General features: G+C 61.7%; 11 protein-coding genes and 1 riboswitch. Of the genes, 5 read left to right on the top strand and 6 right to left on the bottom strand.

The window, feature by feature from the left end; all coding sequences use genetic code 11:
- The first annotated feature begins 104 nt into the window (after window positions 1–104).
- Window positions 105–614 (top strand): lasso peptide biosynthesis B2 protein, encoded by a 510-nt coding sequence (locus tag JM946_RS10510; protein WP_203167242.1) that lies wholly within the window; start codon window positions 105–107, stop codon window positions 612–614.
- 125 nt (window positions 615–739) lie between these two features.
- A complete protein-coding gene (locus JM946_RS10505; RefSeq protein ID WP_203167241.1) occupies window positions 740–2,467 on the top strand; it encodes an asparagine synthase-related protein in 1,728 nt (575 codons plus the stop codon).
- A 383-nt stretch (window positions 2,468–2,850) separates the two neighbouring features.
- Here JM946_RS10505 and chrA read toward each other — a convergent pair whose 3' ends face one another.
- The 5 genes from chrA to JM946_RS10480 form a co-directional block, all read right to left on the bottom strand.
- Window positions 2,851–4,119, bottom strand: coding sequence for a chromate efflux transporter (gene chrA / locus JM946_RS10500; RefSeq protein ID WP_203167240.1), 1,269 nt, complete (start codon window positions 4,117–4,119; stop codon window positions 2,851–2,853).
- Between the two features lie 73 nt (window positions 4,120–4,192).
- A complete protein-coding gene (locus JM946_RS10495; RefSeq protein WP_203167239.1) occupies window positions 4,193–5,293 on the bottom strand; it encodes an alpha/beta hydrolase family protein in 1,101 nt (366 codons plus the stop codon).
- A 70-nt stretch (window positions 5,294–5,363) separates the two neighbouring features.
- Entirely contained in the window at window positions 5,364–6,254 is an 891-nt protein-coding gene (locus JM946_RS10490) for a DUF1684 domain-containing protein (RefSeq protein ID WP_203167238.1), read from the bottom strand.
- 78 nt (window positions 6,255–6,332) lie between these two features.
- A complete protein-coding gene (locus JM946_RS10485) occupies window positions 6,333–6,965 on the bottom strand; it encodes a DUF1326 domain-containing protein (protein ID WP_203167237.1) in 633 nt (210 codons plus the stop codon).
- Between the two features lie 99 nt (window positions 6,966–7,064).
- Window positions 7,065–9,842, bottom strand: coding sequence for a TonB-dependent receptor (locus JM946_RS10480; RefSeq protein ID WP_203167236.1), 2,778 nt, complete (start codon window positions 9,840–9,842; stop codon window positions 7,065–7,067).
- 123 nt (window positions 9,843–9,965) lie between these two features.
- On the opposite strand from JM946_RS10480, the gene JM946_RS10475 reads away from it, so the two are divergent.
- The 3 genes from JM946_RS10475 (at window position 9,966) to JM946_RS10465 (ending at window position 13,337) form a co-directional block, all read left to right on the top strand.
- Window positions 9,966–10,724: a SapC family protein gene (locus tag JM946_RS10475; RefSeq protein ID WP_218042741.1), complete on the top strand. Its 759-nt coding sequence runs from the start codon at window positions 9,966–9,968 to the stop codon at window positions 10,722–10,724.
- Between the two features lie 50 nt (window positions 10,725–10,774).
- Entirely contained in the window at window positions 10,775–12,463 is a 1,689-nt protein-coding gene (locus JM946_RS10470; protein WP_203167234.1) for an MFS transporter, read from the top strand.
- 107 nt (window positions 12,464–12,570) lie between these two features.
- Window positions 12,571–12,745: riboswitch (yybP-ykoY riboswitch) on the top strand.
- Between the two features lie 4 nt (window positions 12,746–12,749).
- A complete protein-coding gene (locus JM946_RS10465; RefSeq protein WP_203167233.1) occupies window positions 12,750–13,337 on the top strand; it encodes a TMEM165/GDT1 family protein in 588 nt (195 codons plus the stop codon).
- Window positions 13,338–13,350: 13 nt separating this feature from the next.
- On the opposite strand, the gene JM946_RS10460 is transcribed toward JM946_RS10465, so the two are convergent.
- A complete protein-coding gene (locus JM946_RS10460) occupies window positions 13,351–13,722 on the bottom strand; it encodes a YchJ family protein (RefSeq protein ID WP_203167886.1) in 372 nt (123 codons plus the stop codon).
- Window positions 13,723–13,735: the final 13 nt, after the last annotated feature.

Genomic DNA, 13,735 nt, shown 5'->3' with positions numbered 1-13,735 from the left:
AAACCCAGCTGCTCGCGAGACGAGTTCCGGGCTGGCCCGCTGCGAGCACGCCGCCAGCAGATCGCAGTTTGTCGCCGCAGACCGCGGACGGGATCATCGATGACTTGATCGCGCAGGGCATCCTGACCAGAACGCCATCACACGGAAAAGCCGCAACGCCCGCGAGCATTCCTACGCCCCGCCGGGCATTGATACCCGAACCCCAGCTCATTCCACAACCCCCTGCATCGACCTGGCAACGTGCCGAGTGCTACTTGCCGGCGATGATCTGGTCCACGATCAAAGCGAAGGCCGCGCTTCGCTTCCAATCGATCGAACACATCACACACAAGATTGCGAAACGCCGCGGCGACTCTCGACCCGACGCCGACCTCGCATCACTACTGGAGGATTTCTACTGGCTGCGGCCGTTCGTGTTCAGCGGCCACCAACGGTGTTTGTTTCAGTCCCTGACGCTGCTGTACTTTCTGGGGCGCTTCGGTTGGCAGCCACGGTGGGTATTCGGCGTTCGCCAGGCCCCGTTCGGGGCTCACTGCTGGTTGCAAGATGGAGAGGCCGTACTCAACGATACCCTCGACCGCGTGGCGTTGTTCACGCCCATCATGGTCGTTTGACCGCGCATCGATCGATGTTCCGCTTTCTTGCCGCGACATGGGATCCACGCAGCGAGAGCGCGCGCATCAACGCACGCGAGCTTGAGCGTCGCCTTGAGTGCTCATCGGATCGATGGACCACCGCGATGGATGTCCCTGGCTTGCGCGTGTATCTCACCGGTTTGCGGCCGCCATCGACCGAGAGTATCGCCTTCCCGAGAGGCGACGGCCTCGTGCTGGGTACTTTGTTCGATTGTGCGACGCTGGAACGCGAGCCCGGCGCTCGAGTGCAGCTCTCCGAGTCGGAGTCGGATCGAATCGTTGCCAGCGGCGGAACGCACCTGGTCGATCGCTACTGGGGACGCTACGTCTCGTTCATTTGCTCCACCAGCAACTCGACGCTGCGGGTCCTGCGAGATCCGACCGGCGTTTTGCCGTGTTACTACGCAGCGATTTCAAACCTGTTGATCTTCTTCTCCTGGGCGGACGATGCGCGCATGGCCGGGCTCGATGGCTGCACCATCGACTGGCACTACATCGCTCGCCATCTCTGCTGCGCGGACCCACAGAGCCGAGCTACCGGACTCCGGGAGATCAGCCAGGTTCATCCAGGCGAATGCATCGAGCTGCGCGATGGCAAGATCACGGCCAGTCGACAATTGTGGGACCCCGTGAGCATCGCCCGTCGCGAGTGGCCCAACAGCATCGAAGAAAGTACCCGACACGTTCGCGCACGCACCGAACAGGTGGTTACGGCGTGGGCAAGCAGGTATCCACGGATCGTGCATCTGCTTTCCGGAGGGCTGGATTCATCGGTACTGCTTCACTGCCTGGCCTCGGCTCCATCGCGCCCACGGATCACCTGCTTGAACTACTACGGCCTGGCGGGTGTGAACTCCGACGAGCGCTTCTTCGCTCGCCTCGCATTGAGCGGCCATGACTGCGAACTCATCGAGCGCCCGTCGCAAAGTCCGGCGCACGATTTGCGTGGCATGCTCGATTGCGCCAGAACGACTGTGCCACTCGGCCTCATCTACCGAACGCTGACGCAAGAAGTCGAACGAAAGCTCGCGCAGGACACGGGCGCGGCTGCCTACTTTACTGGCGTTGGCGGCGATGCCGTCTTCTACCAAGGACCTGTCCCTCTCGCATTGGCGGATCAGATGCGCGCACACTTCGGGACGAATGGATGCTTCGATCTAGCGCTTTCGATCGCCCGCATGGACAACCTGTCGCTGGGGTCGGTCCTGTGGCAGGCCTGTCGGGCTTTGCTTCCCATCGCTCGTGTCGATGAGATGGTCAAGTCCGTCCGTGAACGTTCGGTGGTCAGCCCAGACGTACTTCGCGCGGCAGCGAACGAACCAGACTTCTTCTGGCACCGATACACTGCGACTCGTGGACGGCTTCCTCCGGCGAAGTTGCGACACCTGTATCAGATGCGCGGCTACGGCGTCTATTTCTATTCTCCCTTCGCCGAGCGCGGAGATCCGGAGTACGTTTGCCCGTTGATATCGCAGCCGCTTGTGGATCTGTGCTTGCAGATTCCCGTTTACATGCACACCGCGGCCGGTTGGGACCGCGCTCTGGAGCGTCGGGCATTCATGGACGTGCTCCCTTCAAGAGTCGTGCAGCGACGTCGCAAGGGCTCGATCGGCGTGGCCATGAACGTCCTGTTACAAAACAACCTGGAGTTCGTCAGGGAGCTGATGCTCGAGGGACAACTTATCGAACATCAGCTGTTGGATCGGCGCAAAGTCGAGGCTGCACTCACCGGCGCCAACGTCGGCCTGAGCCCGGCCGCTGCGGAGATCATCGGGGAGCACCTCAGTACCGAGGCGTGGCTGCGGCGCTGGAGTTTTAGCGACTCCGCATAGACCAAAGAAAATGGCGGAGTCCTTGCGAACTCCGCCATCCCTGCTCGAAGCAAACTACGTGCGAACCAAGGTCATCCGCACGGCAACTGCATCGGAGCGTCCATCCGTTGGACCCGGTCGCGCGCGTGACGAAAGCCTGCGCGCATCCTCTATGGCCTCCTGGCCAGCAAGAGGCACCGACTAACGCCGATGAACCTCGCTACCAACCAGCGCCCCTAGAGACGCGGCCGAGCCAACGTTTAAATGTGCCACTTGGATCACCTCCTTTGGTTGCCGTGGGCTGATGTCGGCGCGTGCCGCCCACCGAAGCCGCGCGCCCATATCGTTACTGTATAGCGCCCTCGATGGCGACGCGACCCGGAATTTCAAGTCGCACGCCTTTCTCAAGTGACTGCCATCGCAAAAGCACCTACGACCGCGGCGCCGGCGATGACCAGCGGCACGATCAGCCTGTGATTCGAATAGAACAGCAGCCCGGCGGACACGAGGAACACCGCGGCAGTGTAGGCATCCTTCACAGCCGCCATCAGTAAGGCCACAGCGGTTCCGGCGATCAGGCCGACCACTGCGGCGGTGATCCCATCCAGGAAATCTCGGATGCGAGTATCGTGGAGCAGACGATCGAGCGGCTCGTGGATCAGGATGGGAAGCACGAACGCCGGAAGAAAGATCGCGACCGTCATCACGATGGCTCCCGCCAGCCCCCCGCCCGCATAGCCGACGAACGTCGAGAAAATGATCAGCGGCGCCGGCAGCAATCCGGATAACGCGATGCCGTCCATGAACTGCGCGTTCGACATCCATGCGCCTTGAGACACCGCATCCCGCTGCAGAAATGGAATGACCGTGTACGCGCCACCAAACGTGAGCAAGCCGGCTTTGAGCCCCGACCAGAACAGTGCTGCCAGAGAGGCTTGCCGTAAGGCCTCGGAGCCAAGCGCGTCGACCACGACGGGCTGCGTCAGCGGCGATGAATCGAACAAGCCGTAGATCCCATAGCTGCCTACGAGTCCGGCAAAGCAAAGCACCAGCAGGACGACGGTCAGTGTCGGGTTGAAGCGCTGGATGAAATAGATGAGCCCGCCGCACGTCAACAGCACGGCGAAGTGCACGCCCATGAGTTGCCCGAGGAAGCTGCCTACACCGATGCCCCATAACCATGGATTCAGCAGGACATGGCTGCCGATTCGATGAACGGCACGGACGATGAGCGCGATCACCGCCGCTTGCGCTGCTGCAAACAACAGCGACAGATTGCCGCGCAGGTCCAGACCCAGATGAAAATACGCCCACGACAATACCAGGATCAGCAGGAAGCCCGGCAGCATGAATCCGAGGCCTGCGAGCAAACCTCCGATGCGGCCGCGCGCCAGAGTGCCGAAATACACACACATCTCGTGCGCTTCCGGTCCCGGCAGCACCTGATACAGCGCCAGAATGCGGTTGAAGTGCTCCGAGGAAACCCAGTGTTGTTCTTCAACCAGCGATCGGCGCAGCATGGCGATCTGCGCCATGGGGCCACCCCACGCCATGGCGCCGAATTTCAAGAACCTCAGGAACAGCGCACTCAAGGCTTCCTGCGGCGCCCGGTCCAGACTGGTTGTTATCGTCTCATCGGTGCCTACGCTTGCACGTCTTGGGTCTGGAGCCATGAGTGAGTGTCATCCCGCGCGCTTCAGCGCTGCACGACTCCACTATACGGCTTGCCCTTGGGTGCAGGTCAAGCTAGCGCCCGATCGAGGTGGTCAATGCGTGCTCCGTCAGCCAACTGGCGAGGATCGCGAAGTACTCCGCCGCTTGCGGCGCTTCCTCGAGAGTGCGGGCGGGATCCATCTGAACCTGCACGGGCACTGACAATTGCATTGCGTGATCAGCGCCGGCGATGACCGCAATGTCGAGCTTCGGATGCGCGGCTCGCAGCCGCTTCACTGAAACGTCAACTGGCACGACAGGATCTGCGGCTCCAAAAATCACCAGCGCCGGGATCTTGACGCCCTCCAGCGTTTTCAGTGGATCGAACTCGATCTCCTTACGCCAGCGCGAGGTCGCGCGGTCCGTCACCGTCTCGCCCATGTAGAGCAGCTTGAACCAGGGCTTGATCTTCGCCGCATCGACCAGGCGCTGAGCGGTCGCGCGATCACCGGAGCCGCGCATGTAGTCATCCACAGCTTTGCGAGTTGCGATCATCTGGTCGATCTCGGCCTGCGGGTAACCATGCACGCGCAGACTGTTGATGGAGCGGAACATCATCTGTACGTCCGGAGTCACCAGCGGCGCCGACACAGAAATGACAAAGGCGGGCTCGGAACTGCGCGATGCGGCCAGAAGCGCCAGCCAGCCGCCCTGGCTGAGTCCCCAGATTCCAACGCGTCGTGAGTCGATACGCGAATCGGTCTTCAGCATTCGAACGGCGGCAATGGCGTCGTCAGCGAGCATCGCGTAGTCGCTGGTTCGCAGATCGCCGCCCGATTTGCCGCTGCCCCGCCTGTCGTAGATGAAGACGGCAATGCCAAGCGCGGGAAGCATCTGTTTCAAATGCTGATAAAGCGGTAGATCGCGTTGTGCGGCGGCGGCTGAATGCGTCACGACGATGGCCGACTGGGGCTTGCGATCTCGAGCCACGTAGAGCGTTCCGCTGAGCGTCGCTTCCTCATTCTCGAAAGTCCTTTCTTCTTCCACCACGCTCACGGACGCTGGCGCGCTCCATGGTACGGGCGTGGCGCTCGGCGCCTCCTGTCCTGGCGAGCAGACGCTGAATGTCAGTCCCAACAGAAGTGTTGTCCACGCCACCCAATGAACCGCGGAGTCTCGTTGTTGCTGCCTCATGAACGGATCCGATGCATCGAACCCGCGACGGGTTTATAGAGACGGGAGCAAAAATCGGAACGGCGATGGCTCACTGATTGCTCATCTGCGGCGGAAACTTTTCTCCGAACGGCAACTCGACGCCGACCCGATTAGTCAGCACCAAGGGGCAGTTGTAGAACTCGGAGTGCGCGCACAAAAAGCTGTACGCCAGATTGAGGTCAAAGGTGACCGACGCCGGCGGCGCGCCTTTGGGAATGGCGATTTCGACGACCCGGCCACCGCCGTAGGTCGTCTTGCCCGACGTGCCGTCACGTAACAGTAACAGCAGGAAATCGATCTCCTTCCATCGATTCTTGTAGCTGACGGTCTTCAGATCGTACTGCTTGCCTTCGATGGTCGCCTCGATCACACCGACTTCGTACATGGTGCCGGCCTGGTCGCGCGAATCGAGATAGCTCACCGCGACTGGCTGCTCGTTGCGTCGAAAGCGGCCGGTGATGCGGCCGCGCGGATCGTACGGATAGAAGTCGAGCTGTTTGAAATTCCGTTTCGCGGGTAAGTTGGCATCGTAGAGCCAGAGCTTCAGTGTCTTGTCTCGCAACAGCGTGCCTTTGACCGCGAGCCCATCGCCCAACGGCACCGCTTTGCCCTGGGTTTGCAACAGATCGGTCGATTGAATGCCTGGTCCGCTGACGATGGCGCGCTGATCGGCAAATTTCACTATGGCGAGCGCTGCCGATGCCGGCTTTTTCAACCAGCGCAGGTTGTCTTTCTTCTCCGCAGATTGCCTCGCCGGCAGATGAGCGCTTTCGCCCGCGCCCAGCTCGATCATGTCCTGAATTGCATACATGCCCGTCGGCCCGCCGGCTTCCGCCTGCATGGCCTGCTTGAACTTCAGCCATTCCTGATATCCCGCCGTGTCATCGGCATGGCAGGAAAATGCGAGCAATACCAGCAGTCCGTGTAACAGCCGTCGCATCCAGCACCATCCATTCGGAGCGATCCTCTCGTCGCGTCGGCAGCGTAATCCTTCCGATCGGGCGTCGCTAGCAGACGATCACGACAGATTCGACCATTGGATGGCTGCGTAGAGGCCGTTCTTGCCTGAATTGTCCCAACGTGTCCCTCGATCGCTGAATGTGCTGCCGGCGGCGCCGACCGCCAGCACCATCTCGTCAGGACGAACCGGATGGCCGAGATTCACCCGCATCTCCCCGCTCGGATGCATGGTCGGCAAGGGATCCACGGACATGTGCAGGATGCCCGGAATCTCCGCGGACCGCGTCTTGCCGTCGATCTTGAAGGTGATGGGCACCTTGGTCACGCCGAGATTCTTGCTGATCAGCGGCGTGAACGCCGCCATCGGGCCTCCGGCAGCACCGCTGAAGATCGCAGCCAGCGCCTCGGTCTGCTTGTCATCGGCGCGCTCATCGATGTAAGTGGCCAGTGACCAATTTCCCTCCGCCATCACACCGGGTGCCTGAAGAACCACCAGCACATTCAGGCCATCCAGCACGACCTCGTCGTAGTGGCCACTCTCGATATGAAAGATCAACGGGACGTTGCAAAAGCCCTCGGTGGGTCGCGCGCTCAACGGCGGACCCGCCGACACGAGACAGGGGCATACCACGCTGCAACTGCAGTTCTCGAAGTAGTCGCCAGAAAGGCGCCACGCGACCGGATCTGCCATCGCTCTCTCCCGCTGAATCGAAACAGGACAGCGTTCGGCTTCAACTATGCGCAAGACATGCTACGCCTCTGAAACTCGCGCCCGCAAGCTCATCGAAGCTCAGAACGTCGCGCGCAGGCCCAATGCCCATCGGGCTCCGGTGTCGATATAGCTGAGCACCTGATTGTCGAAGCGGCCGGTGGTGATGATCTCCTCGCCGAGCACGTTGGTGCCCTCGAGAAAGGTCTGAACCTGGTCGGTGAGCATGAAGCTAAGTCGCAAATCCATCTGCTCATAAGTGCGACGGTACACGGGATCGCCGCCCTGACCGGAAGTGACCAATTGCTCCAGAAATCCGTCGCGCCAGTTATATGCGACGCGCACCCCAATCCGTTGGTACTCGTAAAACAAGGTCGCATTGCGCGAGTCGCCCAGACCTTCCAGCGCAAACGACACCGTATCGGATTCGGGTGCGAAGGCCACATTGCTTTCGACAAACGTCGCATTGAGCTGCGTGCCGAATCCGCTCAGCCAGCCCGGCAAATTCGTGAATGAGTAGACGAGGTTCAACTCCGCGCCACGCACCGTCGCATTATCGAGATTGCGCGGTCGACGCACACTGAACCTGGCTTCGTTCGGGCCCGTGATCAAGCCGCCGACCGGCAAGTTGCCCGAGTTGATGATAGTGAATGTTTCGTCGGCGCGCGTTTGCACGATGAAGTCTTTCACATCCTTGTAGAACAAGGCGGCGCTGAGCATGGTGGTTCTGTCGGGATACCATTCCAGCGAAACATCGTAGTTGTCGGCAGTGTACGGCTTCAGATCCGGATTGCCGCCGCTCGCCGCCAGGCTCGCCGGCCGCAGCGTGTCGATATTCGTGCGAGGCGCGAGGTCCTGCACCTGAGGACGACTGAGCGTTCGCGATGCCGAGAACCTGCCGACGATTTCGGGCGTCAGCTCGAGCTTGAAGTTCAGGCTCGGCAGCACGTCGTTATAGCTGGAGCTGCGTCGCGTCGGCTGTGGATCGCCGTCGTTGGCGAACACGCCCTGGTAAATCGTCGGATCTCCCGCCACCGGCAGAATGTCGATCAGTTCGAGCTGCTGACCCGCGGCATCGATCTCGGTGCGCGAGTAGCGCACGCCAAGGTTGAGGAACCATGGCATCGATCCCAATGTTCCGCCGAAGTCGAACTCGACGAAGCCCGCGAGCACATCTTCGTCGATGCTATAGGAGCTCGATTGAGGAACCGCAACGAAGCCACCCGCCTGCGCCAGCGCGGCTGCGCTCGTGCCTGGCGCCACGCCCCTCGCCGCGTCGAGTGCCGCCGCCGCCTGGGCACTTTCGAGAAATGCGAAGTAAGCCTCGGGGTCATATGTTTGAAAACGCTTGGGCACCGATCCGCCCCCGCCGAGGAAGCTGCCGAGATCCAACGGGCGCAGCAGGCCGGGATCGGTCAGCGTGGGATAGCCGCAGTACAAGCAAGTGATGTTGCCATCGGTCGCTATGGACCTTGTTTCCTTCTCTCGCCGCGTCAACAGCGCGCCGATTCGCGCGGCTTCAAGGAAATCGCCTTCCGGACTCCACTCGAGCTTCAGCTTGGACTCGACCACCTGCTCTCGCTGATCATCTCCGCTGCGCTGCGCGAGGTGCGTGCGGCCGACGTTTGGATCGGTGAGGCTGGATGAATAGCCGAACACCGATGGAAATCCGCTGCCACTGGCTTGAGTGAAGCTGTACGGCGTGGCCACGCCAATCACCGTGAAATAGTTCTTGCCACCGGCATCGTTCTCGGACTCCGACCATGCTACGTCGGCGTCCAGGCCGATCGCGTCACTCGCCTGCCATTCCATGTTGAACCCGAGTGCGCGCGTGGTGACATATCGATTGTCCGCCTCCGCGATGAAGTCGGCGTTGCCATTGGTGGTCAGCGAGGTCACGGTGCGATTGTCGTCAATGGTCGCGGCGGTGTAGTTCGACGGTTCGAACCAGCTGCCCAGCGAGCGCATCGAAGACTCGACGTCAAACTTGTTGTACAAACCGTCGAGCGTCAAAGTGAGATCGTCCGCCGGCCGGTACTGCGCGGTGATGTTGACGCCGCGACGTTTGCGATCCTGAGTCTCCTGACCGACATCCAGATTGCGGGGCGCGAATACGTTGGTGAAGAGCGGCGCGCTGGGCGGCCCGACGATGGAACGCGGCAAGTAGCCGCTGTTGCGAATGAAATTGATGAGCGACTTGCGCTCCTGATACGACACCGCGCCGAGTATGCCGAACTTGCCATCGGCAAAGACATCGCTCAGCAATGCGAAGCCTTGGGGCGCAACGTCCTCGCTCACCTCCTCGTACATGCCCTTGCCAGACACGATGGCGTTGAAGCCTCCCAAGTCCAGCGGCCGCGGCGTTCTGACGTTGATCGTGGCTCCTATGCCGCCGTCGGGGACGCTGGCCACGGCGCTTTTATAGATGTCCGCGCCCGCGATGAGCTCGGCCGCCAGCAGATCGAAGCTGAACTCGCGACCCTCGTTGTCGCTGGCGAAGGTGCGTCCGTTGAGCAGCACGTTGTTGAACTCCGGCCCAAAGCCGCGCACGGTCACGAAGCGACCTTCGCCGTCGCTGCGATCGATGGCGACGCCAGGAATGCGCTGCAGGGATTCGGCAACGTTGGAATCGGGGAATTTTCCCAGGTCCTCGGAGCTGATCGAGTCCAGGATGGAATTCGAGCTGTGCTTGATCTCCGCCGACTCGCTCAAGCTGCCGCGGATGCCGGTGACGACGACTTCTTCCAAAGCTTGCGCGGCGAGCACTTCGCTCGGCGCTGCGGCCGCCAGCACGATCAGGCCGCCGCCAGTGAACGAAGCAATACGCGATCCATACACGATGCGCTGCCTGGCTCTCATGCATCCCCCGTCCGTGTGGTTGTGATCCGTGCCCGCTCACTGTAACTAATTTGTATGACTAATCAAGCGAGCCTTGCGTCGCGCACAAGCGCGGGGCTACGGTGCTCGCAGCGCCTGCTGATCATGGACATCGAATCGCATATGGATACATGCATCGCTCAGCCTCTCGATTCGAGCCGCCACCGTACGTTGCGCGTCGGCGCCTTTCCGGACTACTCGCACTCGAGTCGGCAACAACACGCCATCCTCGGTTGGAGCGAGATCGCGCTCGCCGCCGCGGATTATCCGTTGGCCTTGCTCAAGCACACCGAGACAGGTCAATTCAACGTCGTCGCTTTGTATGGTTTTCAGCCAGGTCGAAATCTGTATGTCGCCGGCTCGCATTGGTATGCGACGTACATTCCTCAGAACTCGTTGCGCTACCCGTTCTTTGTCAGCGCTACCGGTGCGCTGGGCATGGCCATCGACGAGCGCAGCGAGGTGTTCGGCGTGCCCGACGGCGATCGGCTGTTCGACGATGCTGGCGATCCCACGCCCTACGCTAAGCAACTGGCCACTGCACTTTCCAAACTGCGCCAGGACTTCGAAGACATGCGGGCGTTCGTGAACGAGTTGACGCAGCTACAGCTCGTGCGGCCGCTGGAAGTCATATTGCGCATGGAAGATGGCGCCGAAGCGCGCGTTGGCGGCTTGTACAGCATCAGCGACCGCGCTCAATCTTCCCTGCCCGCCGAGTCGGTCGTGAGGCTTCATCGCGCAGGCTATCTGCAAGCCCTGTCGATCCTGATGGCGTCGCTGGCGCAAATCAACCGATTGCAGCAGCTCCACAATGCTCAGTCGGATCCCAGGATCCGTGAGCTCGACTTGGTGCTGAGAGACTGAGTTCGGCGTCCCACACCCTGAATTCACCCGCATCGCGCTATGATTGCGTGATGCTCCAGGCCACCTCCGCTTCCACCGCCGACGACACGCCGCCGGTCTCGGCGTTGTCCCCGTTCCGCTTTCCGGTGTTTCGCTCCATCTGGTTCGCCAGCGTGCTGTCGAATCTGGGTGGGTTGATTCAGACGGTCGGCGCGTCGTGGATGATGACTTCGATTGCGAAATCGGCCGACATGGTGGCGCTGGTGCAGACGTCCGTGGCGCTTCCCATCGTGTTGTTCTCGCTGTTCGCCGGCGCGATGGCCGACAGTCTGGATCGGCGGCAGGTACTGCTGGGAGCGCAGATTTTCAATCTGCTGGTTTCGATCACGCTCACGGTGTTTGCCTGGTTGGGCATGATCTCGCCTTGGCTGCTGCTGCTGTTCACATTTCTCATCGGCTGTGGCGCGGCGTTCAACGGGCCAGCGTGGCAAGCATCGGTGGGCGACATGGTGCCTAGATCGCATCTGGCAGGAGCGGTCGCGATCAACAGCATGGGGTTCAACATCGCGCGCAGTGTGGGCCCAGCGATCGGCGGCGCGATCGTGGCCGGGGCAGGAGCGGCGGCGGCGTTCGCGGTGAATGCGGCAAGTTACATTCCGCTGATCTGGGTGCTGACCCGCTGGCGCCCGGTTCGCCCACCGCAACTGCTTCCTCGAGAAACGCTCGGCATCGCCATCGCGGCCGGCCTGCGTTACGTTTCGATGTCACCCGGGATCAGGAGAGTTCTGGTCCGAGGCGCGGTGTTCGGTATTGGCGCCAGCTCCGTGATGGCGCTGCTCCCGCTGATCGCACGAGATCTCCTCGGCGGTGGACCGATGACATACGGCTTGTTGCTCGGCGCGTTCGGCGCTGGCGCTGTCGGCGGCGCCTTGAGTAGCGCACGATTGCGTCAGAGACTTTCGTCGGAAGGACTGGCGCGAGTCTCCTGCATCGCCTTCGCGATCGCGGCCGCTGTTTCCGGAATCAGCCCGTACATCGCCCTCACCGTCCCGATGATGGTGATCGCCGGCGCAGCCTGGGTGCTGACGCTATCGACGTTCAACGTGACAGTTCAGCTGTCGACACCGCGCTGGGTCGTCGCACGCGCACTCTCTTTGTATCAAGTCACAACGTTCGCCGGCATGGCGGGTGGCAGCTGGTTGTGGGGCGTGATCTCCGCGAGCGATGGAGTACTGCTCGCCATGGTCGCGGCCGCCATCGTCATGCTGATCTGCGCGGCCATGGGCCTTCGCATTCCCCTTTCCGAAACAGACGACTTGAATCTGGACCCGCTGCGCCTGTGGCAGGCGCCGGAAACCGCCGTCCCTGTCGAGTCGCGCACCGGCCCGGTGGTGATCACCGTCGAGTACAACATTCGTGAAGAGGACGTGCTCGAGTTTTTGAACACCATGGCCGAGCGACGGCGCATTCGTAAGCGCGATGGCGCGATGAACTGGATGCTGCTGCGAGACCTGGCCGATCCGCACGTCTGGGTCGAGCGCTTCACAACGCCGACCTGGCTCGAATACATCCGCCACAACAATCGCATGACGCAGGACGATGCAAACATTCCGCAACGTCTGCGTGAGTTGCACCAAGGCCCTGGCCTGCCGGTCGTCCGGCGCATGATCGAGCGTCAGACCGGAGCACTGCCGGCGGGCCATGTCTCGACGCCGCACGACCTGGCCGAGCCTTTGACCGACCCGTCACGCTCCTCTTGAGGAAGCAAGCGCCAGCGACTCTGTCTCGGAGAACTCGCGGAACGCTCGGATCGACGGGCCCGGCGGCGCGGGCAGCTTGTGTATCGCCGCCCGACCCGCTATCTTCCCGCCCCGTCACTGGGGAGTAGCCGCCTTACGCAACGTAAGGAGCCGACGTCAACAGACTTGGTCGAAGACCATGGCGTCGGCGGCATCAGCTAGGCGAGACCTTTGACTTTGCCCGCGGCCGGGGCCGGCGGTGGGGCGAAGTCATGGGTATTCGAGCCGCTGGCCCCTGGAGTCATCCGTGGAAGCCTTGGTTACCTCGCTCGGCATGGTTGCAATCGCCGAGATGGGCGATAAGACGCAGCTGCTGTCGTTCGTCCTGGCCGCCCGTTTTCGCAGGCAGCCGTGGATCATCATCGCCGGCATTTTTCTGGCCACCATCGTCAATCACGCGCTGGCCGCGCTCGCCGGCGATTGGGTGGCCACCACCGTCAACCCCGAAGTCTTGCGCTGGATCCTCGGGCTCGCCTTCTTTGCGTTCGCCGGCTGGGCCTTGGTTCCCGATACGCTGGACGAGTCCGAGCAACCCACCACGAAGTACGGCGCTTTCGTCACCACGTTGGTGATGTTCTTTCTGGCCGAGATGGGCGATAAGACGCAGCTTGCGACCGTGGCGCTCGGCGCCAAGTACGCGAGCCTGACCGCGGTGGCCATTGGCACCACGCTCGGCATGATGGTCGCAAACATTCCCGCCGTGATGCTCGGCGAAAACCTCGCCAAGCGTTTCCCTCTGAGCAAGATGCGGTTCGTCGCCGCTGCGTTGTTCGCGATCTTTGGCGCGTTGATTTTGCTCAAGGTGGGTCTGGGACTGGGCTTCGGCGGCATGTGATAGCCGCCGTCGTCTACGCGCGAATATCTCCGTCGACGTACCACCAGCGGTCCGCTTCCTTCACGAACCGGCTTCGCTCGTGCAACCGCGCAGCGGAGCCGCCGCCGATGCGGTAACGGGCGATGAACTCCACTTCCGCGGTGGTCGCCCCTGTCGAAGTGGCTTCGACGATTTTCAGTCCAAGCCACTTCTGATTTGTGTCGAAGGTAATGGAGTTGGGCCGCTTCGTCGGATGCCAGGTGGCGAGCAGATATTCCTCGTTAGCGAGCACGAACGCCGAGTACCGGGATCGCATCAACGATTCAGCGTCCGGCGCGAGCCCGCCGCGATGCCAACGTCCACAGCAGCGCTCATACTCCCGAGCCGAGCCGCACGGGCAATTCATTTCGATTGGTCGC

It is taken from the genome of Steroidobacter gossypii, from assembly GCF_016801985.1.
Taxonomy (GTDB): domain Bacteria; phylum Pseudomonadota; class Gammaproteobacteria; order Steroidobacterales; family Steroidobacteraceae; genus Steroidobacter; species Steroidobacter gossypii.
This window is presented reverse-complemented; position numbering and strand designations above follow the sequence as displayed.

Bases quoted from the DNA above. Each gene is read 5' to 3' on its own strand.
- JM946_RS10505 (WP_203167241.1), top strand. From the start codon at position 740: ATGGATGTCCCTGGCTTGCGCGTGTATCTCACCGGTTTGCGGCCGCCA.
- chrA (WP_203167240.1), bottom strand. From the start codon at position 4,119: ATGGCTCCAGACCCAAGACGTGCAAGCGTAGGCACCGATGAGACGATA.
- JM946_RS10495 (WP_203167239.1), bottom strand. From the start codon at position 5,293: ATGAGGCAGCAACAACGAGACTCCGCGGTTCATTGGGTGGCGTGGACA.
- JM946_RS10490 (WP_203167238.1), bottom strand. From the start codon at position 6,254: ATGCGACGGCTGTTACACGGACTGCTGGTATTGCTCGCATTTTCCTGC.
- JM946_RS10485 (WP_203167237.1), bottom strand. From the start codon at position 6,965: ATGGCAGATCCGGTCGCGTGGCGCCTTTCTGGCGACTACTTCGAGAAC.
- JM946_RS10480 (WP_203167236.1), bottom strand. From the start codon at position 9,842: ATGAGAGCCAGGCAGCGCATCGTGTATGGATCGCGTATTGCTTCGTTC.
- JM946_RS10475 (WP_218042741.1), top strand. From the start codon at position 9,966: ATGGACATCGAATCGCATATGGATACATGCATCGCTCAGCCTCTCGAT.
- JM946_RS10470 (WP_203167234.1), top strand. From the start codon at position 10,775: ATGCTCCAGGCCACCTCCGCTTCCACCGCCGACGACACGCCGCCGGTC.
- JM946_RS10460 (WP_203167886.1), bottom strand. From the start codon at position 13,722: ATGAATTGCCCGTGCGGCTCGGCTCGGGAGTATGAGCGCTGCTGTGGA.